Source organism: Pseudolabrys sp. Root1462 (genome assembly GCF_001426945.1).
Classification (GTDB): Bacteria; Pseudomonadota; Alphaproteobacteria; order Rhizobiales; family Xanthobacteraceae; genus Pseudolabrys.
This window is the reverse complement of the sequence record NZ_LMFS01000003.1, coordinates 809,853-836,414: the sequence shown is the minus strand read 5'-3', so window position 1 is coordinate 836,414 and position 26,562 is coordinate 809,853. Positions and strand designations below refer to the sequence as shown.

The window sequence follows — 26,562 nt, the reverse complement described above, 5'->3', positions numbered from 1 at the left end:
GGCTCAGGAGTCGCGAAAACTTTCGCGCCGAAGACGGCTTCGGCAGCGGTGTCAGACGTCTTCCGGATTGTCGACGTAGACGAGGCCCGCCTTCTTCAGCGGCTCACGCATGTTGTACATGTCGAGGCCGAGCACGCCGGAGGCCAGCTTCTGCCGCTTGGCGTCCTCGTCGTCGAAGCGCTTCTGCGCCTTCGCTGCGGTCTCGGCGACATACTTCTTCGGCACGACGACGACGCCGTCGTCGTCGGCGACCACCGCGTCGCCCGGCTCGACGTAAACACCGGCACAGACCACCGGGATGTTGACCGAACCCAACGTCGCCTTCACCGTGCCCTTCGACGAAATCGCGCGCGACCAGATCGGGAAGCCCATTTCCTTGAGCGCCACGACGTCACGGCAGCCGGCGTCGAGAATGACTCCCTTCACGCCGCGCGCCTTCAGCGAGGTGGCGATCAGGTCGCCGATCATGCCGTCGGTATTGTCGGCGGTGCAGCCGAGCACGACGATGTCGCCGGGCTGGCACTGCTCGATGGCGACATGCAGCATCCAGTTGTCGCCCGGCTGTGCCAGGATCGTGACGGCGGGACCGGCGATCGACGCGCCGGCCCAGACCGGACGCATATAGGGCTTCATCAACTGGTAGCGCCCGAGCGCTTCGTGCACGGTCGAGGTGCCGAGCTTCTCGAAGGTGGCGATGGCGTCGGCATCGGCGCGTTTGATGTTGCGGACGACAACGTTTTTCATGGCTTACTTCATCCTTATTCTTCCGACCCGGCGACAGGCCGGTCCGGTTCACCGTGCTTGCGGCGCCCTCAGATACAGATGTCGGCGCGTCTTGCCAATGATTGGGCCTACCGGCGGCCGGGCCGCGGCACGTTGCGCCGCATCAGATCGAGCAGGTACTCCGCCGCCGGCGTCAACGGCAGACCGGCGCGGCGGATCGTGACGATCGACGGCGCCCGCAAGGTCTCGCGGATCGGAATGCGGGCGAGCTGATCGCCGACCCAGGGCGACTGGATCCACTGGATCGGCACCATCGCCAGCAAATCCGAGGCCGCGAGCGACGTCATCAAGGTCAATGCCGACTGGCTGCGCAGCGCCAGCTTCGGTGCCGGCAGATCGAAACGGCTGAACAACTCGCTGAATTCTTCTTCCGCCTTGAACGTGACCGACGTGGTCGCCCATTCGGCATCGATCAACTGGCGCAGCGAGCGGGCGTGATTGAGCGGGTGGCCCTTGCGCGCCAGCACGATGCGCACGTTCTCGAACAGCAATTCCTGCACGAGGTCCGATGGCGGCGCCTGCACCGGCTCGGGACCGACGTAGAAGTCCATGCTGCCGTCCTTCAGCGCGTTTTCCAGCGTCGGATACCAGCCTTCGATCAGATGGAGCTGCACGTTGGGATAGCGCGCGCGAAACAGCGACAGGGCCTTTGGCAGCAGCGCAATCAGCGCCACCATCGACAAACCGGCGACGACCTCGCCGCGCGTGCCGCCGTGCAGCTGTTCGACTTCCTCGCGGGCGCGGCGCACTTCGCTGAGCACCGCGTTGGCGCGGCGCACGAAGGCGACGCCCATCGCGGTCAGGCTCATGCCGCGGGCGCGGCGCTCGAACAAAGGCGCGCCGAGTTCGCGCTCGAGATCGCGGACGCTGCGGGTCAGCGCCGGCTGCGCCACGGCCAGATGCCGCGCCGCGGCCCGCAGGCTGCCGCGTTCGGCGACGGCGACGATGTCGCGGAGTTGGTTGAGCTTCACGGACCACCGATAACAGACAGGTATCACTCGAGCATATCGAACATCTATCCGTGATCCCTGTCCAGCGGTATCGCTTGTGCCAACGAGACAACATACCTGCGGGACGGAACGTGAAGACCCTGGAGAGGCGGCCTGCTCGGCCCCCGGGGTTGCCGTGGCCTCCCCGCCCGGGCGGAGGCGTTTGATGGCGGCGAATTTCGACACCGACGTGCTGGTCGTCGGCGCGGGGCCAGCCGGGCTCTCGCTGGCAACCGAGCTCACCATGCGCGGCGTCTCGGTCATCGTGGTCGAACAGAACGAGCGCGTCGGCGTGCAGCCGCGCGCCAAGACCACCAATGTCCGCACCATGGAGCATATGCGGCGCTGGGGCCTGTCGAAGCACCTGCGCAATCTGTCGCCGATCCCGCCTGAAGTGCCACGCCGCGTGCGCTTCGCCACCTCGCTGTTCGGCGGCGACATCTGGCTGTTCGACAATTCGTTCTGTGCGGCGCGCCAGCGCGACGACCGGTTCTCGGAAAACGCCGAGTGGATCCCGCAATACGTCATCGAGAAGGTGCTGCTCGATCATGTCAGCCGCCAGGCGACGGTGAAGCTCAAGCACCGCTTCATCGATTTCACCCAGGACGCTGACGGCGTCACCACCAACATCTCCGATCTCGACGGCGGCAAGACCGTGACGATCCGCGCCCGCTATCTGGTCGGTGCCGATGGCGGCCGCTCGCCGGTGCGCGCCCAGCTCGGCATCGCCATGCAGGGCCAATCCTCGATCGCGTCCTTCGTCACCCTGATCCTGAAAGTGCCGGGGCTGAACGCCGATCCGCGGCTGGAGCCGGCACTGATGCACTGGCTGGTCGATCCCGCCGCGCCCTGCATCGTCGGACCAATGGATCGCGACGACACCTGGTTCTTCAATCCAAGCCCGAAGGCCGGGGGCCCGGGCGACGACGCCCAGGTGCACAACGAAATTCGCCACGTGCTCGGCGACCGCTACGACTACACCGTGCTGGCCAAGGACCTGTGGACCGCGCACCGGCTGCTCGCCGACCGTTACGGCGAGGGCCGCGTTTATCTCGCCGGCGATGCCTGCCACCTGCATTCGCCGTTCGGCGGCCACGGCATGAATTTCGGCATCGGCGACGCCGTCGATCTCGGCTGGAAGCTCGCCGCGACGCTGCAAGGCTGGGGCGGGCCGGGGCTGCTCGATACTTATGAGATCGAACGCAAGCCGGTGCACCAGCGCGTGCTCGATTCCGCGACCGAGAACCTCGCTTCGCTCAGCGGGCAGTTTTCCGCGCCCGAGCTTCTGGAGGACAGCGAACGCGGCGAAGCGGCGCGGCAGCAGGCCGGCCGCGCCGTCGAACGCTCCAAGACGCCGGAATTCCGCTCGCTCGGCCTCGTGCTCGGCTACAGCTATGCCGGCTCGCCGATCGTCGCGCGAGAGGACAAGGCGCCGCCGCAGCCCGACGTCGTCCAGTTGCGGCCGAGCGGCTATCCCGGCGAACGCGCGCCGCATGCCTGGCTCGCCGACGACAAGTCGGTCTATGACCTGTTCGGCCACGGCTTCACCTTGCTGGCCACCGCAGAGGCGATGCCGCAGGAACTCGCGGCGGCGACGGCCGAAGCGAAGCGGCAAGGCATTCCGTTCGCCGTCGCAAATCCGGATGAGCCGCGGTTGCGCGCGCTCTACGGTGCCCGCTTCGCGCTCATTCGTCCCGACCAGCATATTGCCTGGCGCGGCGATTCACTCGATGATTTCGCCGTTGTGCTAACCATGGCGCGCGGCGTCACGACCAAGAACGAACAACGAGCGTCTCCGCTGGAGCGCCGACACAACGCCTAAGGGAGGATATCATGATCTCACGCCGCCAATTGCTCGGCACCGCCGCCGCCGGTGCTGCCGTCATCGCCATGCCGGCCGTCCTGCGCGCCGCGCCAGTGAAGCTCAAGCTGTCGCACTATCTGCCGCCGCAGCATCAGATCAACACCGAGCTCAAGCGCTGGGCCGACGAGATGCGCCAGAAGAGCAACGGCGAACTCGACATCGAGGTGTTCCCCGCCGGTCAGATGGGCCCGCCGCCGCGGCAGTTCGACCTCGCCCGCACCGGCGTCTCGGACTTCTCGTTCTTCTTCACCGCGTTGGTGCCGGGCCGCTTCCCGCTCACCGAAGTCCTCGGCGCGCCCTTCCTGTTCACCAACGGCGGCAAGTCGATCACGTCGGCCGAGGCCTCGGCCATCGGCACCAACCTGCGCGAAGACCTCGCCGCCGAATATGCCGGCACCGAGATGCTCTATGCCGTCGTGACGTCGTCGATGGGCTTCTTCATGCGCGACAAGCTCGTCAAGACACCCGACGACGTCAAAGGCCTGAAGATCCGTCCGACCTCGACGACGATGGCATCGCATCTGCGCGCCTGGGGCGCGGCACCGACCACCATCGCGCCGGCAGAAGTTTCCGACGCCATCGCCAAGGGCGTGGTCGACGGCGCCATCTTCAACTTCGAAGGCGGCAAGGCCTTCCAGTTGCAGGAAGCGTCGAAGAAAGTGTCGGTGATGGGCGACTCGGCCGGCTTCTTCGCACTGGTCGCGAATGCGGACGTGATGAAGAAGCTGCCGAAGGACCTCAACAAGCTGATCGCCGACACCACCGGGCCCGAAGGCGGCCGCCGCGTTGGCGGCCTCTATGACGCAGCCGAGGCCGACGGCCGCAAGGCGTTCGAGAAGGCCGGTGTCGAGATCATCACGATCGACGGCGCGGCCGCCGAGCCGTTCAAGAAGCTCGCCGACGTACCGACCAACGAACAGGTCGCGGCGCTCGAAGCCAAGGGCCTGAAGGCCGGCGCGCTGCTGGCCAAGGCCCGCGGCATGGTCGCAAAGGTCTGACATGACGGTCGAGCGCGGGCTGGAACGGCTGGCGAGAGCCTGCACTGCGCTCGGCGCGGTCGCGCTGGCGGTGATGATGGTCACGACGGACTATGATATCGCCGCCCGCGCGCTATTCCGCGCCCCGCTGTCGGGTGCGGTCGACATTGTCGAGATGATGATGCTGTGCAGCGCCTTTCTCGGCCTGCCGGAGGTCTGCCTCCGCGACGAACAGATCCGCGTCGATATCATCGACACGCTGGTGCCGCCGCGGCTGCTCGAGGCGTTGAAGGCGTTGGGGCTGATCGCCACCATCGGCTTCATGGGCCTGCTGGCGATCAACGTCACGCGGCCGCTGACCGACACCTGGCAGTTCGGCGACATCAAACCCGACACTGGCTTTCCACTCTACCCATTGTTTGCGCTGGTGCTGTTCTGCCTTGTCGCCGCGATGGCGACGACGGCCGTCGTCCTGATCCGCACAGTCCGGGCGCAAACGGCGGTCCGCGCATGACCGCGACCGCCATCGGTTTCATCGGCCTTGCCGGTCTGGTCGCACTGATCCTGTTGCGCATTCCGGTCGCTGTGGCGCTCGGCCTGACCGGATACTTCGGCTATGCCGCAATCGACGGTTTTGCCCGCGCCAACCTGATGCTCGGCGGCGTGCCGGCCGAATTCGCCTCGGGCTACACCTTGTCTGTCGTGCCTTTGTTCACGCTGATGGGTGCGGTCGCAGCGAGCGCCGGCCTGTCATCCGACCTGTTCCAGGCAGGACGCGTCCTGTTCCGCGGCATGCGCGGCTCGCTGGCGATCGCTTCGATCTTCGCTTCGGCAATGTTCGGCGCGGTTTGCGGCTCGTCGGTCGCGACCGCACTGACCATGAGCAAGGTGTCGATCCCGGAAATGCTGCGCGCCAAATATCCGCCGCAACTCGCGGCAGGCGCTGTCGCCGCCGGCGGCACGCTCGGCATTCTCATTCCGCCGTCGCTGATCCTGATGATCTACGCCATCATCGCGCAGCAGTCGGTCGCCAAGCTGTTCATGGCGGCGCTGCTGCCCGGCATCATCCTGACAGTGCTCTACATCGTCACGGCGCTGATCTATTATCGCTGGCTCGCCGGCGACCGGCCTGAGCCGAAGACATCGGGCCGCGAGGACGACACCTTATTGCGCTCCTTCGCCCGTATCTGGCACGTCATCGCGCTGTTCGCGGTGACGCTCGGCGGCATTTATCTCGGCTGGTTCACGCCGACGGAGGCCGCCGCCATCGGCGCGGTCGGCGCCATCGCGCTCGGTCTCGCGCTGCGCCGGCACACCCTTAGCGATACCGTCGGCTGCTTCTCCGAGACGATCCGGCTGGTGTCGAGCCTGATCTTCATCGTCATCGCCTCGGCGGTGTTCTCATATTTTGTCGTGCAGACCGGTGTGTCCAACCAGTTGATCGGCGCGGTCAAGAGCGCCGGGCTCGGCGCCATCGGCGTCATCACCGCGGTTTGCGTGCTCTACATCGTGATGGGTGCCTTCCTCGAAGGCATCGGCATGCTGTTGATCACGGTGCCGATCACGCTGCCGCTGGTTCTGTCCTTCGGCTTCGATCCGATCTGGTTCGGCGTGCTGCTGGTCATCCTGATCGAGGTCGGCCTCATCCATCCACCGATGGGCATGAACCTGTTCGCCATCAACGCGGTGACCAAGGACATCGACATCCTCGACATCTACAAGGGCTCGGCGCCGTTCCTGATCGCGCCGCTGCTCCTGATCGTGCTGATGGTCGCGTTTCCGCAGATCGTGCTGTGGTTGCCGGCGCAGCTCCATTAGCCGCGCCGGCTAAACCTCAATTCAGCCGACGGACTTGCGGACGTGGTCGTCGATCTCGGCGCGCGTCGCCACCCAGACATTGCCGAGCTTGGCAGCCTTTTCGGCGATCGCTTCGTAAGCCCACGCGCCGCTGACGCGGCCATAGACATGCGTATGGGCGGTGACATCGACCATGATGGTGTGGTGGCCGCCGCGCGTCACGGCGCCGACGTAGTCGTCGAACAATTCGATGAACTGACGCGGCGAGCGGCCAAAGCGCATGGCGTGCGGCAGATCGTTGATCTCCATGGTCAGCGGGATCGCGGTGAGCGACTTGCCGTCGGCGAACCTCTGCACATAAGGCTTGTCGTCGTCGAACACGTCGCCCTGCCAGGTGTATCCCGCGTCAGCGAGGAAACGGGCGCTGTCGGCGTGCGGCGTGCCGCGCGGGCTGATCCAGCCGCGCGGCTTGACGCCGGAAACCTGCGCGAGCGCCTGCGTCGTTTTCTCGATATCGGCGCGGACCTGCTCGGGCGTCAGCGCCGCCGGGATGATATCCTGCGCCCAGCAATGCGGCACGATCTCGTGGCCTTCGTCGGCGATGCGCTTGACGTGATGCGGCGCGCGCTCGGCGAACACGCCGCTGGTCATGACACTCGCCTTGGTCTTTGTGCGCTTGAGGACGTCGAGCAGGTTCTCGACGCCGCGCTCGACGCCGTAGCTGCCCCAGGACAGAGAATTGGTGTCGAAGGCACCGGCGGGCAGCGGATTGCCCATCGGGCCGATGCCGGGCGGCTTGCCATCGGACCAGCCTTCAAAGGCGACGTTGAACACCACCGCGACGCGGCGACCGCCGGGCCAGCGGAAATCGGGGCCAAGGCGCCGCGCCGTCGCGCCGCGTGAAATCGCATCCGTTTTATCGGTCATTGCTGCCTGCGCCTGAATTGATGACGGCGGCGATAACACCGCAATGGTCCTCAAATGCAAGGACAATCGCCGCGCCCGGCGTCATCCGCGATATGCATCCGCGACATGCGTCAGACGAGTTTCTTGACCGCCGCCATCCGCGTCCCGTCGTCCGGCGCCGGCGAGGCAACGAAGCCCAGCTCCGCGCTGATCGCCTCGAGTTGCCGCAGCGTCGCCGGATAGATCAGCACCGCGGTCCGCACGCCCTGCGCGGCGATCACCTCGGTCAGCTTGCCGAGCAGCTTCGTCGCCAGACCGAGCTCGCGCAGATCGGCGCGGATGATGACGGCGCATTCGGCGCGGTCGAAATCCGGATCGGCGATGGCGCGCGCCAGCCCGGCGACGCGGTCGCCCTGCCACGCCACCAAGGTCATCTCGCGGTCGTAGTCGATCTGGCTGAGCCGCGCGGTGGTCTCATGAGTGCGCTCGCGCAACGAGGCGAAGGACGGATGCCAGAGATCGCGATCGTCCACCTCCCGGGCAAAGCGGGTCAGCGCCGGCTCGTCCTCCGGCCGGATCGGCCGCACCCGAAACGTATCATTTCCGTTGACCGCGAGATCGGATTCGAAGCGGTCGGGGTAAGGCCGGATCGCCAGCCGATCGGCGATGCGGTCGGCACTTGCCGCGACCGCGCGAACGCGGACCCGGCCATCGACCGAGATCACGCCCGCCGCATCGCACAGCAGCGGATTGATATCGAGTTCGGTCACCTGCGGATGATCGGCGACGATGCGGCCGAGCTGCACCAGCACATCGACGACGCCATCGATATCGGAGGGCAGCCGGTCCCTGTACCCTTTCATCAGCTTGGCGATCCGGGTGCGGCCGATCAGGGCGCGGGCGAGCGCGGTGTTGAGCGGGGGAAGTTCGAGCGACTGGTCGTTGATGATCTCGGCCGCAGTGCCGCCATGGCCGAACAGGATCACCGGGCCGAACGTCGGATCGGTGGTAACGCCGGCGATCAGTTCGATGGCATTCGGCCGCTCGATCATCTCCTGCACAATGAAGCCTTCGAGCCGGGCCTTCGGCATCGCCGCGGTCACGCGCTCGATCATACGCTTCGCGGCACCGAGCACTTCGTCGCGGCCGACCAGATTGAGCCCGACGCCGCCGACATCGGACTTGTGAATGATGTCGCGCGAGCGAATCTTGAGCGCGATCGGCCGCTCGACTTCGGCGGCGAAGGCCGCCGCCGCCGCGGCATCGGCTACCGCCTGCGTGCGGACGAACGGAATGTCGTAACAGGACAGAAACGCCGCGACCTCGGCGGGATCGAGCCATTCGCGGCCGTCGGCCAGAGTAGCGGCGACGATGTCGCGAGCCCGCGCCATGCGCTCCGGCGCGCTGGGCGCCAGCGCCGCCGGCGTCTCCAGCAGCAGTGACTGGCTTTCGTGGTAGCGCACCAGATGCATGAAGGCGCGCACCGCGCGCTCCGGCGTTTCGTAATAAGGCAGCCTGGCCGCGATCAATTCGGCGCGGCTCTCGCGCACCGTCGCCTCGCCCATCCAGCAGACGAAGACGTTCTTGTGGGCGCCGAGCGGCGCCAGCGCATCGACCACGCCTTTGGCGGCGTCTACGGAAGAGGCGATCGCCGTCGGACAATAGGCGATCAGCAGGCCGTCATTGCTGTCGTCCTTGATCAGGATGTCGATGGCGTTGCGATAGCGCGCGGCGTCGGCATCGCCGATGATGTCGACCGGGTTGCCGTGGCTCCAGGTCGGCGGCAGCACCTTGTCGAGCGCGCTCATCGTCGCCGGCGAAATCGCCGCGAGCGTGCCGCCCTCCTTGATCAGGCGGTCGGTTGCCAGCACGCCGGCACCACCGCCATTGGTCAGGATCGCCAGCCGCTTGCCGCGTTGCGACGACATGCGCGCCAGCGTGGTCGCGGCGTCGAACAGTTCCTCGACTTCATCGACGCGCAGCATGCCGGCGCGGCGGAAGGCGGCCTCGTAGATATTGTCGGCGCCGGCCAGCGCGCCGGTGTGCGACGACGCGGCCTTGGCCCCTTCGGCGGCGCGGCCGCCCTTGACCACGATCACCGGCTTGATACGCGCCGCCTTGCGCGCGGCCGACATGAACTTGCGCGCCTGCGTCACGCCCTCGGCATAGATGAGGATCGCCTGCGTCGTCTCGTCGAGCGCGAAGTAATCGAGCAGATCGCCGAAATCGACATCGCTCATGTCACCCATCGATACGATCGCGGAAAAGCCGATGCCACGGGGCAATGCCCAATCCATCACCGTGGTCGCCATGGCGCCGGATTGCGTCAGGAACGCGATGTTGCCAGGCAGTGCCGCGGCCGGCGCAAAGGTGGCGTTGAGGCCGATGCCCGGCACGGCAATGCCGAGACAGTTCGGCCCAACGACACGCAACAGATAAGGCCGCGCCTCGGTGAGTAACCGCGCGGCGCGATCCTTGCCCTTCGACACTTCGCCTTCGCCGAAGCCGGCGGTCAGCACCACCGCGCCGCGGGTGCCGCGCGCGCCCAGCTCGGCGATCAGCGAGGGAACGCTGTCAGGCGGCGTGGCGATGACGGCGAGATCCGGCGCCGTCGGCAGACTGGTGATATCGGCAAACACCGGCAGGCCGTGAAGCGTGCCGGCCTTGGGATTGACCGGATAGATCGGCCCCTTGAAGCCCGCCTGCAGTACATTGTGCATCAGCGCGGCGCCGACCGTGTGCGGCCGCTCGGTGGCGCCGATAATGGCGACCGAGGCCGGCCGGAACAATTTGTCGAGATTGCGGATCGTCATTTCGGTTCACCGTGGCAGCTCCGGCGTGGGCGCCCTCTCCGATAGCGGCACCGGCGGCGCGACCGCTTGATTCACGTCAATGCATGGCTTTCGCCGCGGCCAAAATATCCGCCAGACAGCGAAGGCCGAATGACATGGCGCCCGAACGGCGAAGCTTGCACCCCGCAAACGCGCAAGGCCCGGCAGCGGTGCCGGCGGCCACATCATGACCGATGCACGATTGCAGCTCTTTGCCCTCAACGCCTCCAAGGCCTTCGGCGAGGCGGTGGCGACGGCGCTCGGCGAGCCGCTGGCGGCGCATGAGGAGCGCGAATTCGAGGACGGTGAGCACAAGGCGCGGCCGCTCGACGAGGTCGGCGGAAACGACGTCTATGTCGTGCAGAGCACGCATGGCGGGCCTCAGCAGAGCGCCAACGACAAATTGTGCCGCCTGTTGTTCTTCATCGGCGCGCTGAAGGATGCCGGCGCGGCGCGCGTCACCGCGGTGACGCCGTATCTGTGTTACGCGCGCAAGGATCGCCGCACCAAGCCGAACGACCCGGTGACGACGCGCTATGTCGCGGCGCTGTTCGAGAGCGTCGGCACCGACCGTATCGTCACGCTCGAAGTCCACAATCCGGCGGCGTTCGAGAACGCCTTCCGCTGCCCGACAGTGGTGCTCACCGGCACGCCGCTGTTCGTCGATTACGTCAAAGCCAATCTGGCCGACGCCCCGCTCGCCGTGGTCTCGCCGGACGCCGGCGGCATGAAGCGCGCGGAACAGCTGCGGGAGGCGCTGGAAGCCGCGCTGGGCCGGCCGGTGCGCAAAGGGCTGGCCGAGAAGCATCGCAGCGCCGGCGTGGTGTCCGGCGACCTGTTCGCCGGCGACGTCGCCAGCGCCACGGCCCTGATTGTCGATGATCTGATCAGCACCGGCGGCACCTTGCTCCGCACCGCGCGCGCCGCCCGCGCCGCCGGCGCGACGCGGGTCATCGCCCTGGTGACGCATGGCCTGTTCATGGCCGGGTCGGCCGAAGTGCTGGCCGATCCCGCCATCGACCAGCTTGTGATCAGCGACAGCGTGCCGCCCTTCCGCGTCACGAACGCCCCGACAAATAAGCTCGTCGTTCTGCCGGCGGCGGCGCTCATCGCCGCGAGCATCCGCCGCCTGCACGACAACCGCGGCCTTAGCGACCTGATGGCCGTCTGAGCATCCGCTCCAGTCGCCGCGCGTCCCGCGCCGCGAGGCTGAGATACTGGCGGCACTGCCGCGGCCATTTCTCAGGCGTGCGCGGATGTTCTTCGTAGAGGTGGGCAATGGCGAGCCGCGCCCGCAACGTGGCGCGGTGGCAGCGATAGAAGGTGAACAGCTCGTCCACCGGGCCATCGCGCAGCAGCACCTTCATGCGGCGCCACAGGTAGTCGCCGGCGTGCGGCGCGCCGAGCCGCTCGCACTCCAGCGACAGGTACGCGACTTCGTCGACCGGATCGTTGATGCGCAGCCGGTCGTTGAATTCCAGGCAATCGATGATGCTGACGCGATCGCCGAGAAAAATGTGTTCGGGACGCATGTCGCCGTGGCCGTCGATGACCCGGCGATGACGGATGCGCGCGGCGATGGCCACGCCGCGGGCGCGCAGGAAATGCCGCTGCACACGATCGATGTCGTGCACCACGCCGGGCGGCAGACAAAATCGCGGATCGAGCAGGACACGCTTGTTGTCGTTGAAGCTCTTGCGCCAGTCGTTGAGATGCACCGCCGGTGACAGAAACACCGGATCGGCGCCACGATAAAAGCGCGCCAGCGTGTCGGCGAGGCGGTCAAGATGCACGCGGCTCAATCGCCGCTCATCGATCATGCGATCGAGCATGAAGCGATCGTCGAGTCGCCGCATCACCACCAGCCATTCGACCGCAGGCCCGTCGCCGCCGATCGAGAACAGCCCGTCACGCGCGATAAGCGGCACAACGCCGAGATAGACATCCGGCGCCAGCCGCCGGTTAAGACGAAGCTCGGCACGGCAGGCTGCTTCGCGGCGCGGCAGGGTCGAGAAATCGAGATAGGAAAAGCGGACCGGCTTCTTCAGTTTGTAAACGCGGTCGCCCGCAAGGAAGACCCAGGACATGTGGGTCTCGCGCGGCATCACGCTGTCCGGTCGGGCGTCGTAAGCCTGCGGCTGGCTGAGAAACGCCACCTTGTCAGCCAGCGTCGGCACGCCCTGTGAGGCCGCGATCGGTTGCACGAGCTTCTCCCAAGTGCCTGATTCTTTAGCGTCTTTGGCGGGCACGCGATTGATTTCGCTCAACTCGGAAGCCGGCAAGTCGCGCCATAGTGGCGGTGCGGATCAGCGCGGAAAACGGCGATGTCGGCACAACCGGACAAGTCGACGACCGAGCGCGAAATGACGATCGGGCCTTTGCAGTTACGCGGGGATTTGCGCGTGCCGCGGGATGCCTGGGCGCTCGTCATTTTCGCCCATGGCAGCGGCTCCAGCCGCTTCAGCGTCCGCAATCGCATGGTTGCGGAGGCCCTGAACGGCCGGGGCATTGCCACGCTGCTGTTCGACCTTCTCACCCGTGACGAAGAAGACGATCGCGCCAATATCTTCGACATCGCGCTGCTGACGGGACGCCTGATCGATGTCGTTCGTTGGGCCGGCGATCAGGGCGAACTCGCGGCACTGCCGGTTGGACTGTTTGGCGCCAGCACCGGCGCGGCCGCGGCCCTGATGGCCGCAGCGCAACTCGGGTCTCGCATCGGCGCCGTCGTCTCGCGCGGCGGACGGCCGGATCTGGCAGGCGCTTCGCTTTCGCTCGTTGCCGCCCCGACGCTGTTGATCGTCGGCGGCAATGACGACGTGGTGATCACCTTGAATGAGCAAGCTTACGTGCAACTGAAAGCCCGGAAGTCGCTCAAGATCGTGCCCGGCGCAAGCCACCTGTTTCCCGAGAGCGGCGCCATGGAGACGGTCATCGCGCTGTCGGCGCGATGGTTCGCCGATTGGCTCGCGCCGCACTCACACGACAAACGTACGAGGGCCTGAATGCCGTTCAAGGATCGGATCGAAGCGGGACGCCGGCTCGCCAAGGCGCTCGGCCGTTATAAGGACGACAAGCCGATCGTGATGGCATTGCCACGCGGCGGCGTGCCGGTGGCGGCGGAAGTGGCGGCGGCGCTCAAAGCACCTCTCGATCTCATCCTTGTGCGCAAGATCGGTGTGCCGTTCCAGACAGAACTCGCGATGGGCGCTGTCGTCGACGGGCCAGCGCCGATCACCATCCGCAACGACGACGTGATTGCATCATGCGGCGTCCGGGACAAGGAATTCGAGGAAGTCCGCCGCCGTGAGATCGCCGAGATCGAACGCCGGCGCCAGCGCTACCTCGCCGGCCGGCCGCATCCGGATGTAAAGGGCAGGACCGTCATCGTCGTCGATGACGGTATTGCCACCGGGGCGACGACGCGCGCGGCGCTGCAGGCGATACGGGAAAGCAAGGCGGGCAAGATCGTGCTCGCCGTGCCGGTCGCCCCGGACGATACGCTGGAGAAACTGCGCGGCGAATGCGACGACATCGTCTGCCTGGAGAGCCACACATTCTTCGGTGCGATTGGCGCCTATTACGCCGATTTCAGTCAGGTCAGCGATGACGAAGTGATCGCGCTGCTCGATCGCACCGCCGCGCCTACACGCCCACAGTAAATGGAGGGTAGATACCATGACCAAAACAGATTCCGGCGGCGCCGTCGCCGCCAGCCGCGATGATGTCACCAGCATTCTCGGACCGCTCGATATCGACCAGATGATCGCGATCCTGGCGCTGCATCCAACCTTGGCCGAGGTGGAACAGGCCTCGGTCTGGCTTGCTGGCGATGCCGACGTGTTCGGCGCCGAACCGCCGGTTAAAGGCACCGCGGCCGAGATCGTCAGCATCCTTGCGGCGAGCGACGAGGATGAAGGGTAGTCCATCGGGACTGCAAGTTGCGGCCATTGACCTGAATCAAGGCCCGCAGGTGCACGGCACATATCAAATGACCTTGCTATTCATGATGTGCGAGATTTGCCATGGCTCATAAGCAGGTGCTATTCCGCTCCGCCGCGCGCGAGAAAATCCTGCGCGGTGTCACCCAGCTCGCCGACGCGGTGCGCGTCACACTCGGACCGCGCTCGAAATCGGTGCTGATCGAGAAGAAGTGGGGCGCGCCGATCGTCTGCAACGACGGCGTCACCATCGCCAAGGAATTCGACCTCAAGGACCCGGAAGAAAACCTCGGCGCGCGAATGCTGCGCCAGGCCGCCGAGAAAACCGGCGAGATGGTCGGCGACGGGACGAGCACTTCGACCATTCTCGCGCATGCGATCTTCGCCGATGGCGTCCGCAACGTCGTCGCCGGCGCCAGCGCCATCGACATCAAACGTGGCCTCGACCGCGGCATGAGGCGCGCGGTCGAATCGCTGAAGACGCTGTCGCGCCCGGTAAAGACTCGGCTGGAGAAGGCGCAGATCGCCACCATCTCGGCGCACAACGATACGCAGATCGGTGAACTGGTCGCCGATGCGATGGACAAGGTCGGCAATGAAGGCGTGATTTCAGTCGAGGAGTCCAAGACCACCGAGACGGCGTTGGAGGTGGTCGAGGGCATGCAGTTCGACCGCGGCTTCGTCTCGCCTTACTTCATCACCAGCCCGGAGAAGATGGAGGCAGTGCTTGATGACGCACTGATCCTGATCAGCGATCGCAAGATCGGCTCGCTGCAGGACTTGCTGCCGCTGCTCGAACAGGTGGCGAAGTCCGCCAAGCCGTTACTCGTCATCGCCGAAGACATTGAAGGCGAAGCACTGGCAACCCTGATCGTCAACCAGATCCGCGGCGTCCTGAAGAGTTGCGCGGTAAAGGCGCCCGGCTTCGGCGATCGCCGCAAAGCGATGCTGCAGGACATCGCCATCCTCACCGGCGGCACGGTGCTGTCGGAGGATATCGGCATCAAGCTCGAGAATGTCAGTCTGCAGCAGCTTGGGCGGGCCAAACGTGTCGTCATCGACAAGGACAACACGACGCTGATCGGCGGTGCCGGCGAACGCCAGCAGATTGACGGACGCATCGACCAGCTCCGTCGCGAGATCGAGAAAGCGACCAGCGACTACGACAAGGAAAAGCTGCACGAGCGGCTGGCCAAGCTGTCGGGCGGCGTCGCGGTCATTCGCGTCGGCGCCCCGTCGGAGTCCGAGATGAAAGCCAAGAAAGAAGCTCTCGACGACGCCATCAGCGCGACCAAGGCGGCGGTCGCGGAAGGCATCGTGCCGGGCGGCGGGTTGGCACTCTTGCGCTGTGTCAACGTCGTAGCCGACGAAGAGACGAAATGCGACGGTGACGAGAAGACCGGAGTGCAGATCCTCAAACGCGCACTGGAGGCGCCGACGCGCCAGATTGCCGAAAACTCTGCGACCGACGGCGGTGTGGTGGTCGCCCGCATGCTCGACGGCAAAGGCAGCGAAGGCTTCGACGCCGGTCGCAAGACCTATGTCGATCTGGTGGCCGCAGGCATCATCGATCCAACCAAGGTCGTGCGCGTCGCGCTCGAGAATGCGGTATCGGTCGCCAGCGTGCTGTTGCTGACCGAAGCGACCATGACGGAAATTCCGGAAGAGACCAAGCAACGGGCGCCGGAGCCGGAAATGGCCCTGTAGCTATTCGGCCGCGCCAGCGCCCGCCGGCTCGATGAGCAGCACCGGCGTCGCGCGGCGGCCGGCAATAGCAGCAGCCGCTTCGCCGTCTGCCGGCAACCGCGACATCACCACCAGCCTTTCCTGCAGCCCCGCCATGGCGTCCAGAATCGCCGTCACGTCGGCGTTAGGGCTTCCCGGCACCGGGAGACGCTGAACGGCAATGCCGGCTTCGGTCGCCATCCGAAGCGCCGGATAGTCGAGACCCGGGCCGGCGGCCTCCACGACCACCAGCGGTTCGCGCGCGGCGACGGCAAGCGACGCCGCCACCGCAACGCTTTCATCATCCGCCGTCACCGCGATGGCGACGATCGGGCCGGTGCGCCGTGCCGGTTGCGGCGGCAAAAGCATCACCGCTGCCGCCGAACTCAAGGCGGCTTCGAACAGCCAGCGGAATTGGCCTGTGGCGCGCTCGGCCGGGCTACGCGGTTCGATGAGCACAATGATGTCGGCAGCGGTGGAAGCCGAAGCCAATGCCTGTTGTAGGGGCCCATGCGCCACTTCGAATCGGGAGTGCGGCGCGCGCGCCTTCACCGCCTCGGCAAAGATGCGAGCGGCACTGCGGGCGGCGAGATCGAGCTCGCCACTGACGCGCTCCGGCTCGAGCGGCTGCCAGCCGCCGCCCATGAGCCGCAGTTCTCGCGCAAAGGGAAAACGCGCCAGGTGGCGGAGGCTGTCGTCGGCGAGAAACAGGCCGAGCAGGTTCAGACCCAGCAACTCGGCGAGTTCGACCGAGAAGCTCACCGAATGGCCGGATGGGGCGGAGTTCAGTCCGAGCACCAGTCGCGTGAAGCGTTGTTCGCCGGGCATGACTAACTCGCCGGATTGGCAGCCGCGCGATCGCCGACAAAATTGCGGCGGACATTGGCGAAGGCGCGCAGCCGGTCTTCGACACGCCGGTTGATCGTGTCCGGGGGTAGCTGCCATCCGCACCGCGCTGGCCCGCGGGCCGGCCGGTGAGCAGCGCGATGCCTTCGTCGATGGTGGCGATCGGATAAATGTTGAAGCGCCCCGCGGCGCAGGCCTCGATCACGTCCTTGCGCAACATCAGATGCTGCACGTTGGATTGCGGGATCAGCACGCCCTGCAGGCCGGTCAAGGCGCGCTTGTGGCAAATATCGAAGAAGCCCTCGATCTTCTCGTTGACGCCGCCGATCGCCTGGATCTCGCCGTGCTGATTGACCGATCCGGTGACCGCGAGATCCTGACGGATCGCGACGTCCGAAAGCGCCGAGAGCAGCGCATAGAGCTCTGCCGACGAAGCGCTGTCGCCCTCGACACCGCCGTAGGACTGCTCGAACACCAGGCTGGCGAACAGCGACATTGGTGTATCGAGCGCATAACGGCCCGCGAGGAAGCCCGACAGAATCAAGACACCTTTGGAATGCAGCGGCCCGCCGAGTTCGACCTCGCGCTCGATATCGACGACCTTGCCGCTGCCGGGGCGGACCTGACAGGTGATCCGCGTCGGCCGACCGAAGCGCAACCCCGCCAGTTCGAGGACGCTGAGACCGTTGATCTGGCCGACCCGCGCACCTTCGGTATCAATCAGTGCGACCTTTTCCAGGATCTGCTCCTGGGAGCGGTCGCGCAGCCGCGCCGCGCGGCTTACACGCGCCGCCAAGGCCCGCTCGATATCGGCGCGCCCGGTGACGGCATGCTCGGCCTTGCGGGCGCAGAAATCGGCCTCGATAAGCACCTCGCGAAGTTGCTCGATCACCAGCGATAACTTATCGGCGTGATCGGCGAGGCGCGCCGCATGTTCGAGCACGAGGGCGACGGCCTCGCGGTCGAGCGGATTGAGGCCGTCGCGCCTCGTCAGCATCGCCAGCATGCGCGCCAGAATGGCTTCGTTTTCCGGCGTGCGCGCAAAATCATTCTCGAAGTCGGCCAGTACCTTGAAGTGCTCGCCGAGTTCGGGATCGAGTTCAGCCAGCAGGAAATACAGCAACCGGTCCCCGAACAGGATAACCTTGACGTTGAGCGGGATGGGGTCCGGCTCGAGCGACACCGTGCTGGTGAAGCCGAGAAAGCGGCCGATGTCCTCGATGGCGATTTCGCCGCGGCGCAGGATGCGCTTGAGCGCCGCCCAACTGAACGGCTCGGTCAGCAGGCTGCGGACGTCGAGCAGCAGATAGCCGCCATTGGCGCGATGCAGGGCGCCGGCCTTGATCAGCCGGAAATTGGTAACCAGCGCGCCGCGGATCGAGATGTATTCGATACGGCCGATGAGATTGGCCAGTGCCGGATGCAGTTCCTCGATGATCGGCGCGCCGGGCTTGTCCGCGTTCTGCCCGACGATGAGGTTGACCTCGTAGCGGTCGAAGACGCTGCCGGGCCGGGAGTCCGTGACATCGCCCTCGCCGTCTTCGGCTTTCATAATGAACAGCGAAACGTTGTCGACCAGGTCGTTGCGGACCATTTCGATGTGCTGCACGACGCGCGAGGTGTCGTGAAACGCGGCCTTGGCCTCCTCGATGAGCTGGTCGACAGCATATTTAGCGGTGTCGCGGTTAAGTTCACGCAAGGCGTCGCGCCGCTCCCTCTCCCACTGCGGCAAGTGGCGTATGATGTGCTCGAGCTCCTTCTCAAGGACTTCGATCGTGGTCTGCACCTCCTTGCGCTTTTCTTCAGGCCACTTGCTGAATTCGTCCGGAGGCACGACCTGACCGTCCTTGATCGGCGCCAGCGCAAAGCCCATGGGCGTCCGCAGCAGCACGACACTCTTCTCCGCCGCACGATCGCGCAGCGCGGTGAAGGCGTCGGCCTGTTTCTTCTGAAATGACTCTTCGATCGCGCCGTGACGCGTCTGATAATCTTCGCTCTGGAAGACCGCCGGCAAGGCACCCTTCAGATCATCAATGAGTTTGTGCATCGCGTCGCGGAACGCCGTGGCGCGGCCGGTCGGAAGCTGCAGGGCGACCGGGCGTTCGGGATCGGAAAAATTATTGACATAGACCCAATCCGACGGGCTCGGCCGCGTGCGGGCCTGGTCCTCGAGCATGGCTTTGACGGCTTCCTGCATATGCGCGCCGTTCGGGCCGATGACGAAGAGATTGAAGCCGTCCTTGTCGATCTGGGTGCCGAAGCGAACCGCCTCAAAAGCCCGGCCTTGCGCCACAAGGCCGTCAATCGGCTGCAATTCAGCGGTCGTTGCAAAGCTCAGATGCGAAAGATCGGTCGCGCGCGACAATCGCTCCGCGCCAAGCGGACGCACTGGCTTTTCCATCGTGTTGTCCATGGCCGCACGCCTTGCCGTCATCGCTTCAGGCTGTGCTTTTCCAGGAGCTTGACCGTGCTCGCTTGCGGTCCCTTGTCGCCGATCTCTTCGGCGTAAGAGACGTGCGAATTGACGGCAAGTTTCGCGAACTCGCCGCCGAGCACGCTGTTACGGTGGAAATAGATCTCGCGGCCGTCCGGCGTTTCGATGAAGCCGAATTCGCCGAGCGGATCGAGTTCGACCACAACGCCGACCGGGGCGCCGACCGACGTTTTCACGTCGCCCTGCATTTTGCGCACATGGTCCTGCAATTGCCGGCGTGCGCGCTTGAAGCTGTCATTAATGGCGAAGGGCAGATCCGAATAACGCTCATCGTTCTGCCGGGTGTGGTCGACATTCACTTCCCGGCCATCCGGCAATGCGAGGCGGATACTGACCTCGAACAGCCCGCCGGTGCGGTGGCGACCGCCCGGGCCTTTCAAGACAACGCGGCCGGCAGTGATGCGACCGAACCGTTCTTCGAGCTGTCTGACATGCGCGGCAATGACGCTCCGCACCCGCTCGTCCGGCTCCAGGCCCTGAAAATCGATCTCGACCGGTGTTTCCATGTCCGCCACCATGCTGATTGTCCGAGAGAGACTTTGCCAGCCGAAGGCAAGCGGCATTGATTTACCTCAAGCAGCATCCGCATCCGGTTTCTCCGAAGAGAATCCGGATGCGGATGGACGAGCTCAGCGGCAGCGCACGTAATGACGGCGGCCGTTGCGGTCGCGCCAGTAGCAGCGGCCGGGCCGCGTTTCGTCAGCAATGATGGCGCCGGCGGCGGCGCCGATCAGCCCGCCGGCAACCGCGGCGCCGGTCGAACGGCCGGCAAGGCCGCCAATCAGGGCACCGGTGCCGGCACCGATCAGTGCACCACCGGCAACGCGATCCTGACGCGCGGTTTCGCAACCGGCCAAGCCCAGGCCGAGGGCAAACACAATGGCCACAGCAAGCATCTTTCGCATTTCATCGCCTCCTCTGTTGAGTTCGCCGACAGCACGCAAATTCCGCGGAACTTCCGCCTTGCGCTAAGTCAAAGGTGGCGGCCTAACGGCAAAAATGATCCAGCACAGCCGACATGGAGGCAGCCGAGCACCTTCCGTTTGCGCGCGTCGGATTGACCTTTCGCAAGCCTGCGACGCGGCAGCGGTACTTTATTGTCGTCATGTACCAACCGCTGGCTTCGGACCTGACGCGGCTTGCATTCATGGCGCCGGCCATCGCCGCCGCGACCTTGAGCGAAACCGCCGCGCTTGTCGCGGAGCGCCTGACCGAACTGTCGCTCGGCAACAGCGAGGCGGGCGCGGCGGACGAACCGGCATGGCAAACGCCGCATCGCGTCGCGTTGGAATTGAAGACGGTCCGCCTGCGTGACTTCAGCCTCACCAGTGAAGGCTTGCCGACCTTGCTATGCGCGCCTCTGTCGCTGCACAGCGCAACCGTGGTCGATCTTCTTCCCGGACAGAGTCTGGTGGCGACGCTGCGCGAGGCCGGCCTTAACCGGCTGTTCGTCGTCGATTGGCGCTCGGCGACCGACGATATGCGCTACCTGCGTATCGACGACTATCTGGCAAGCCTCAACGTGTTGATCGATCACTTGGGCGGTGCGGTCAATCTCATCGGCCTTTGTCAGGGCGGCTGGCTGTCGCTGCTTTACTCCGCTCGCTTCCCCGCAAAGGTTCACAAGCTCGTGCTCGGCGGTGCGCCCATCGATCTTGCCGCGGTGGATTCGGCAATCTCCACTCTCGTCAAGACCACGCCTCCTGAGTTCTTCGACGAACTGGTCAGGCTCGGCAAAGGCCGGGTCAACGGCAGCCGTTTTCTTGGTTTGTGGGCGCCCGGCAAACTCTCGTCCGACGACATCAGAACGGCGCTCGAGATCGACGAGGACGGTTCGGACGACGATCGGGAGGCAGAAGCGATCTTCCGCAACTGGTTTGCGTGGACGGTCGACTTGCCCGGCGCTTATTATCTCGAAACCGTCGAACGAATTTTCCGGCGCAACGAGCTCGCGGCCGGCACGATGACCGCACTTGGCCAGCCGGTCAGTCTGGCTGAAATCAAGACGCCGCTCTATTTGCTTGGCGCCCACAACGACGAACTCGTGGCGCCGACTCAACTGCTATCGGTGGCGGGACTGGTCGGAACGGATCCGTCGGACATTCGTCGTCACATGACGCCCGGCGGTCATCTCGGATTATTTCTTGGCCAACGCACGCTGCGAACGGTGTGGCCGCGCATCGCCGCCTGGCTCAATGCGACCGACGGCCCGGCTTGATCTGGCGCAAGGTGCCTTAGCCCGAGCGCGGCGACCATGCGGCGTAACAGGAGGTTCCGATGGCTGACACAACCCACCAAGACGTAGAAGCGGGCAGCGACAGTGAAAGAACCGACATCAGCATCTCGCCGGAGAAGGTGTTTTTCCTCATCGTCAAGGCGCGCGAGTTCGATGTCAAAGACGCCGTGACGGAACCGGATCCCGCATCCAACCCGTCAGATGACATGGAAGCGGCCGTTCTCGAGGACCATAAGGACGATCCGACCGTTGATGAGATCACGTCGTTCATCAACGCGCTGTCGCAGGACGAGCAGATCGATCTCGTCGCGCTGGCCTGGCTGGGCCGCGACGACTACACCGCCGAAGATTGGGCTGACATTCGCGCCGAAGCGGCCCGTGCCTGGAATGAAAGAACGGCCAGCTACCTGCTCGGCATGCCGATGTTGGGCGATCATCTCGAGGAAGGCCTCTCACAGCTCGGCTACTCCATCGAAGAATACGAGTTCAACCGGCTCTGACGGCCGCCGGAGCGAGATTCGGTCGCGCCCGCGCTGGCCAATTGAATGGCGCCGCTCGCGCTTGACGCGAGGCGGACTTGCGCTTGCGCCGCCGTCCCGTCGGAGTTCCAATGGAACCGGCGAACACCATTTGACAAAATATGGCCGCGAAGGCGCGCCTTAATTGCGCCCGTCCAATCACGCCTTTGTCGCCCCGCGCCGCCGGCTTACGATCGCCGCGCCGGATTTCAGAACCGCACCATTTATTCCGGATCGCTTTATGCTTCAGCAAGTTCCCAAAATCGCGACGCTCGCGACGTCCGACCAGTCGACGATCGAAGCCGCTTTTCGCCAGTCGATCGAGCGCAAGCTCACCTACGATCTCGGCAAGACCTTCGAAACCGCGACCGACAACGACTGGTATCACGCCACGGCACTGACCGTTCGCGACCGCATCGTCGATGTATGGATGGCGTCTCGTCGCAAAGCGGGAGAACAGCGCAAAAAGCGCGTGTACTATCTTTCCATCGAGTTTCTCATCGGTCGTCTGTTGTTCGACGCACTGACCAACCTGCGCATGGTCGAACCGGCGCGGCGCGCGCTGGCGGATATGGGTGTCGATCTCGAACGCCTGCGTACCGGCGAACCGGACGCCGCGCTCGGCAATGGCGGCCTCGGCCGCCTCGCTGCCTGTTTCATGGACAGCCTCTCGGCGCTGCAAATTCCGGCTTTCGGTTACGGCATTCGTTACGAGAACGGACTGTTCGAACAACGCATCGTGGACGGCCAGCAGCACGAAGTCCCCGAGGACTGGCTGGTCAGCGGCAATCCCTGGGAGTTCATTCGGGCCGACACGCGCGTGCCGATCGGCTTCGGTGGGCGCGTCGATTATGCCGGCGCCGCGGAGCCGACGGCGCGCGCGCTCTGGTATCCCGACGAGGTGGTTTTCGCCGTGCCTTATGACACGCCGGTCGTCGGCTGGCGCGGCCGCCATGCCAATACGCTGCGGCTCTGGTCGGCACGCGCCGCCGATCCCATCCATCTCGACACCTTCAACCGCGGCGATCTGGTCGGCGCCACGGCTGCGCGCGCCCGCGCGGAAGCAATTTCCCGCGTGCTTTATCCAAACGACGGCACATCGGTCGGCCAGGAGTTGCGGCTGCGCCAGGAGTTTTTCTTTACCTCGGCGACGCTACAGGATCTGATCCGGCGCCACATCGACGAAGTCGGCGCGATCGATACTTTACCCGATCATGCCGCGGTCCAGCTCAACGACACTCATCCGGCGATTGCGGTCGCCGAATTGATGCGCATTCTCATTGACGAGCATGAGGTCGACTGGGCCAAGGCCTGGCGCATCACCCGCGCGACGCTGAGCTACACCAATCACACATTGCTGCCGGAAGCGCTGGAAAGCTGGCCGGTCGAGCTACTCGGGCGCCTGCTGCCGCGCCATCTGCAGATCATCTACACCATCAACTGGTTGCATCTGCGGAAGCAGGACGAGCGCGGCCTCGCCGACCCGGCATTCATCAAGAATGTTTCGTTGATTCACGAAGACGGTGAGCGACGGGTGCGCATGGCGCATCTCGCCTTTGTCGGCACCCACGCCGTGAACGGCGTCTCGGCGCTGCATACCGATCTGCTGCGCGAGAACGTTTTTGCCGATCTCGCCCATTCGTCGAAGACACGCATCGTCAACAAGACCAACGGCATTACCTTCCGGCGCTGGCTCTACGAATCCAATCCGGAGCTCACGGCGCTGCTGGTCGAGACGATCGGCGAACGCGTCCTCGACGATCCGGCCGCGCTCAAGGACCTCGAGAAGCACATCGGCGAGCGCGGCTTCGTCGCTCGTTACGCACAGGCACGAGCGGCGAACAAGGAGAGGCTGGCGACGCTGTTGCGCTCGAAGACCGGCGTCAAGGTCGATCCGCAGGCGCTGTTCGACGTTCATATCAAACGAATCCACGAATATAAGCGCCAGCTTCTCAACCTGGTCGAAACCGTCGCCCTCTATCAAGGCTTGCGGTCGGGCACCGGCGACAGCTTTGCCCCGCGCGTCAAGATCTTCGCGGGGAAGGCAGCGGCGAGCTATGACCGGGCCAAGCTGATCATCAGGCTCGTCAACGATATCGCGCACGTGATCAACAACGATCCGGCGATCGGCGACCGGCTGAAGGTGGTATTCGTGCCGAATTACAGCGCCAGCCTCGCCGAGGCGATCATTCCCGCCGCCGATTTGTCCGAACAGATTTCGACCGCCGGCATGGAAGCCTCGGGCACCGGCAATATGAAACTGGCGCTCAATGGCGCGATCACCATCGGCACGCTTGACGGCGCCAACATCGAGATTCGCGAGAACGTCGGCACCGATAACGTCGTCATCTTCGGCCTTACCGCCGCGGAAGTCGCCGGGTATCAGCGGCAACGTTTCGCCGGCGGGGACGCTATCGCGACGTCGCCGCGCCTCGCTGCGGCGATCGAGGCCATCGCCGATGGCACTTTCTCGGGTGGCGATACCGAGCGCTACGCGCCCATCGTCACCGCGTTGCGCGAGTATGATCGCTTCATGGTAGCCGCCGATTTCGACGACTACTGGGAGGCCCAGCGTTCGGTCGACCGGCTCTGGAATGCGCCGGCCGCGTGGTGGCGCATGAGCATCCTGAATACGGCGCGCATGGGCTGGTTCTCGTCCGACCGCACCATTCGCGAATACGCCGCCGACATCTGGAACGTGCCCGTGGAATAGAGTCTGGTCGCTGAGGCGTCAGACCAGCGCCTTAGCAACCCGCCGTGGTAGCCGCAACGCGGCCGCCAGCAGAAGAAGCTGCAGCATGCCGAGCAGCGTCGCCCGTGCGCGTGGCGGCAGATCCTCGCGTTTAAACTACTCCCACCCTCCCGGGAAATTCTAGGTAGTCGCCCGCCCGGTCGCCTTGAACGCCGCCGCGACGCCCTTGAACCCGGTAGAGCGCTCGAGGTCCTCAAGCGGCACCGATATCTTGCACTGCCAGTTCGGGTGCTCGTCGACTGTGCCGGGGATGTTGATCTGCTCGGTGAGGCCGAGAATATCTTCGAGCGACACCATGACCAGCCGCGACGGCGTCTGGCCCATCACGTAGGCGACGGCGGCGAAGTCGTCATTGCCGTCGGCGCGCTCGGCCAGCAATTCGCGAAGCATGTTCCGGGAATGCGCGCGGCCGTCATCGCTCTCGCCGGGGTCGATGCCGAGCGAGCGCTTGAACGCGAGGTCTGAGGACTGCATCCACGCCCTGAAGGTCGCGAGATCGTGCGTATTGAAGGTCGCCAGCGCTTCCGCCGGGTAATGTTCGGGCGGACGAAAACGACCGTCCTGCTCGCGTTCGAACATCATGACGCGGTAACTCCAAAGGCCCCAGTGCGCGAGCGTTTCACGAAATCCTTCCGGCACCGTGCCGAGGTCTTCTCCGATCACGATGCACCTCGCCCGGCAGCTTTCCTCCGCAACGACGCGCAGCACGGCCTCGAACGGATAGCGCACATAAGCGCCCTCCGCAGCGCCGCAGCCGTCGGGAATGAGGAACAGCCGCTTCAGACCGAGCACGTGATCGAGCCGCACCGCGCCGGCGTGCCGCATCGTCGACCGCATCAGACGGCGCAGCGGTGCGAAGTCATCTTTCGAAATCGTGCGCGGGTTGAACGGCGCCAGCCCCCAATTCTGACCGGCGCGGTTGAATTCGTCGGGCGGCGCGCCAACCGAGACGCCCCGGACCACGGCGTCCTGATCGCTCCAGGCATCGGCGCCGTGCGGATTGATGCCGACGGCGAGGTCGGTATAGAGCCCGATCGACATGCCCAAGCGGCGTGCTTCGGCCTGACAGGCGCCCAGTTGCCGGTCGGCCGTCCACTGCATGAACTCCTGGAATTCGCAGGCGTCCTGGTTCGCTTCCCGGAATTCGGCGAGCGCAGCCGTTGACGGCGTTCGCCATGGCATCGGCCATTCGGGCCACGGTAACGGCGCGTGCGTCAGACGCAGGACCTCAAAAGCGGCGAAACGGCGTAACGCGTCGCCGGCTTCGTGCCGATATTCCTCAAAGTCGGCACGTCGTTCGGCGGTGGCCTTGCGCTTGAAATTGTCCCAAGTCTGCCACAAGACCTCGAGCTTCAGCTGGCCAACCGCGCGATAGGCGACCATCTCGCTCTGGCGCAGCGGGGTGATATCGTCGGCCCACTCAGAGACATCGGGACACTCCGGAATCGCTTCGACATCGATATAAAGAGGATTGAGGAAAAGCCGGCTATTCGGACGATACGGACTGGCCTCCTCCGCCCGCTCGGGAAACAGCGCGTGCAGTGGATTGAGGCCGATGGCGCCGGCGCCTGCCCGTGCGGAGACGCCGACAAGCGCCGACAAGTCGGTGAAGTCACCGTGACCCCAGTTACGCGCCGAACGAAGCGCATAGAGCTGCACCGCCAAGCCCCAGATCCGTCGGCCGTCGCCTTGCCAGGCGCGCATATGGCCATCGGGTACTGGCGTGTCTATCATAATCGGCGACGCATCCGGGCCAGACAGTGCCTCAATCAGTCGGCTCTGCGTCTCCGGACTGATGTCGTGCCAGTGGCCAAAAATATCGTGATATCCGCGTTCGATACCGCAAGCTTCAACTTCCAGATCACGCATTGCCGATCTCCCGCCCACGGCCGAGCCGATTGCA

22 protein-coding genes are annotated in these 26,562 nt (G+C 65.1%); 12 read left to right on the top strand and 10 right to left on the bottom strand.

The genetic code is table 11. The features are described 5' to 3' along the window. Positions 1-51 precede the first annotated feature (51 nt). Positions 52-744 (bottom strand): 4-carboxy-4-hydroxy-2-oxoadipate aldolase/oxaloacetate decarboxylase, encoded by a 693-nt coding sequence (locus ASD45_RS20655; protein WP_056913513.1) that lies wholly within the window; start codon positions 742-744, stop codon positions 52-54. 107 nt (positions 745-851) lie between these two features. Next, the gene (locus ASD45_RS20650; protein ID WP_056913512.1) at positions 852-1,754 is read right to left on the bottom strand and encodes a LysR substrate-binding domain-containing protein; all 903 of its coding nucleotides are present in this window, start codon (positions 1,752-1,754) and stop codon (positions 852-854) included. Positions 1,755-1,938: 184 nt separating this feature from the next. On the opposite strand from ASD45_RS20650, the gene ASD45_RS20645 reads away from it, so the two are divergent. Genes ASD45_RS20645 through ASD45_RS20630 form a run of 4 tightly spaced genes read left to right on the top strand, consistent with a single transcriptional unit; the run spans position 1,939 to position 6,431 of the window. Further along, the gene (locus tag ASD45_RS20645) at positions 1,939-3,594 is read left to right on the top strand and encodes an FAD-dependent oxidoreductase (protein ID WP_056913511.1); all 1,656 of its coding nucleotides are present in this window, start codon (positions 1,939-1,941) and stop codon (positions 3,592-3,594) included. Positions 3,595-3,605: 11 nt separating this feature from the next. Next, the gene (locus ASD45_RS20640) at positions 3,606-4,634 is read left to right on the top strand and encodes a TRAP transporter substrate-binding protein (protein WP_056913510.1); all 1,029 of its coding nucleotides are present in this window, start codon (positions 3,606-3,608) and stop codon (positions 4,632-4,634) included. Between the two features lies 1 nt (position 4,635). After that, positions 4,636-5,127: a TRAP transporter small permease gene (locus tag ASD45_RS20635; RefSeq protein ID WP_056913509.1), complete on the top strand. Its 492-nt coding sequence runs from the start codon at positions 4,636-4,638 to the stop codon at positions 5,125-5,127. Then, positions 5,124-6,431 (top strand): TRAP transporter large permease, encoded by a 1,308-nt coding sequence (locus ASD45_RS20630; RefSeq protein WP_056913508.1) that lies wholly within the window; start codon positions 5,124-5,126, stop codon positions 6,429-6,431. Before ASD45_RS20635 ends, ASD45_RS20630 begins: the two co-directional genes overlap by 4 nt. A 21-nt stretch (positions 6,432-6,452) precedes the next feature. On the opposite strand, the gene ASD45_RS20625 is transcribed toward ASD45_RS20630, so the two are convergent. Both ASD45_RS20625 and ASD45_RS20620 read right to left on the bottom strand, forming a co-directional pair. Next, positions 6,453-7,337 carry a polysaccharide deacetylase family protein gene (locus tag ASD45_RS20625; RefSeq protein ID WP_056913507.1) on the bottom strand — a complete coding sequence of 295 codons (885 nt, stop codon included), beginning with the start codon at positions 7,335-7,337 and terminating at the stop codon, positions 6,453-6,455. Between the two features lie 110 nt (positions 7,338-7,447). Continuing rightward, complete coding sequence (locus ASD45_RS20620) at positions 7,448-10,129, bottom strand: bifunctional acetate--CoA ligase family protein/GNAT family N-acetyltransferase (protein ID WP_056913506.1); 2,682 nt, start codon at positions 10,127-10,129, stop codon at positions 7,448-7,450. A 205-nt stretch (positions 10,130-10,334) separates the two neighbouring features. On the opposite strand from ASD45_RS20620, the gene prs reads away from it, so the two are divergent. Next, positions 10,335-11,318: a ribose-phosphate diphosphokinase gene (gene prs, locus ASD45_RS20615; RefSeq protein WP_056913505.1), complete on the top strand. Its 984-nt coding sequence runs from the start codon at positions 10,335-10,337 to the stop codon at positions 11,316-11,318. Here prs and ASD45_RS20610 read toward each other — a convergent pair. Beyond that, on the bottom strand, positions 11,296-12,351 hold the full coding sequence (locus ASD45_RS20610) for a hypothetical protein (RefSeq protein ID WP_056913651.1): 1,056 nt from the start codon (positions 12,349-12,351) through the stop codon (positions 11,296-11,298). The genes prs and ASD45_RS20610 overlap by 23 nt on opposite strands. Positions 12,352-12,471: 120 nt before the next feature. On the opposite strand from ASD45_RS20610, the gene ASD45_RS20605 reads away from it, so the two are divergent. From ASD45_RS20605 to groL, 4 genes are all read left to right on the top strand, one after another. After that, on the top strand, positions 12,472-13,152 hold the full coding sequence (locus tag ASD45_RS20605) for an alpha/beta family hydrolase (protein ID WP_200949746.1): 681 nt from the start codon (positions 12,472-12,474) through the stop codon (positions 13,150-13,152). Next, positions 13,153-13,809 carry a phosphoribosyltransferase family protein gene (locus ASD45_RS20600; RefSeq protein WP_056913504.1) on the top strand — a complete coding sequence of 219 codons (657 nt, stop codon included), beginning with the start codon at positions 13,153-13,155 and terminating at the stop codon, positions 13,807-13,809. A gap of 16 nt (positions 13,810-13,825) precedes the next feature. Further along, a complete protein-coding gene (locus ASD45_RS20595) occupies positions 13,826-14,071 on the top strand; it encodes a hypothetical protein (protein WP_056913503.1) in 246 nt (81 codons plus the stop codon). Positions 14,072-14,172: 101 nt separating this feature from the next. Then, positions 14,173-15,795 (top strand): chaperonin GroEL, encoded by a 1,623-nt coding sequence (gene groL, locus ASD45_RS20590; protein ID WP_056913502.1) that lies wholly within the window; start codon positions 14,173-14,175, stop codon positions 15,793-15,795. On the opposite strand, the gene ASD45_RS23880 is transcribed toward groL, so the two are convergent. The 4 genes from ASD45_RS23880 to ASD45_RS20570 all read right to left on the bottom strand — a co-directional run bounded on the left by ASD45_RS23880 (position 15,796) and on the right by ASD45_RS20570 (position 20,058). Next, complete coding sequence (locus ASD45_RS23880; RefSeq protein ID WP_200949745.1) at positions 15,796-16,272, bottom strand: hypothetical protein; 477 nt, start codon at positions 16,270-16,272, stop codon at positions 15,796-15,798. Beyond that, a complete protein-coding gene (locus ASD45_RS20580; protein WP_200949744.1) occupies positions 16,253-19,072 on the bottom strand; it encodes an ATP-binding protein in 2,820 nt (939 codons plus the stop codon). Before ASD45_RS20580 ends, ASD45_RS23880 begins: the two co-directional genes overlap by 20 nt. A 17-nt stretch (positions 19,073-19,089) precedes the next feature. Then, complete coding sequence (locus ASD45_RS20575) at positions 19,090-19,671, bottom strand: HPF/RaiA family ribosome-associated protein (protein ID WP_244485551.1); 582 nt, start codon at positions 19,669-19,671, stop codon at positions 19,090-19,092. Between the two features lie 111 nt (positions 19,672-19,782). Further along, the gene (locus ASD45_RS20570) at positions 19,783-20,058 is read right to left on the bottom strand and encodes a bacteriocin (protein ID WP_348271247.1); all 276 of its coding nucleotides are present in this window, start codon (positions 20,056-20,058) and stop codon (positions 19,783-19,785) included. Between the two features lie 152 nt (positions 20,059-20,210). Between ASD45_RS20570 and ASD45_RS20565 the strand changes: the two genes are divergently transcribed. From ASD45_RS20565 to ASD45_RS20555, 3 genes are all read left to right on the top strand, one after another. After that, complete coding sequence (locus ASD45_RS20565; protein WP_210168900.1) at positions 20,211-21,371, top strand: alpha/beta fold hydrolase; 1,161 nt, start codon at positions 20,211-20,213, stop codon at positions 21,369-21,371. 59 nt (positions 21,372-21,430) lie between these two features. Then, entirely contained in the window at positions 21,431-21,889 is a 459-nt protein-coding gene (locus ASD45_RS20560) for a DUF3775 domain-containing protein (RefSeq protein WP_056913500.1), read from the top strand. 259 nt (positions 21,890-22,148) lie between these two features. Continuing rightward, the gene (locus ASD45_RS20555) at positions 22,149-24,620 is read left to right on the top strand and encodes a glycogen/starch/alpha-glucan phosphorylase (protein ID WP_082541071.1); all 2,472 of its coding nucleotides are present in this window, start codon (positions 22,149-22,151) and stop codon (positions 24,618-24,620) included. Between the two features lie 159 nt (positions 24,621-24,779). Here ASD45_RS20555 and malQ read toward each other — a convergent pair whose 3' ends face one another. After that, on the bottom strand, positions 24,780-26,528 hold the full coding sequence (malQ, locus tag ASD45_RS20550) for a 4-alpha-glucanotransferase (RefSeq protein WP_056913499.1): 1,749 nt from the start codon (positions 26,526-26,528) through the stop codon (positions 24,780-24,782). Positions 26,529-26,562 lie beyond the last annotated feature (34 nt).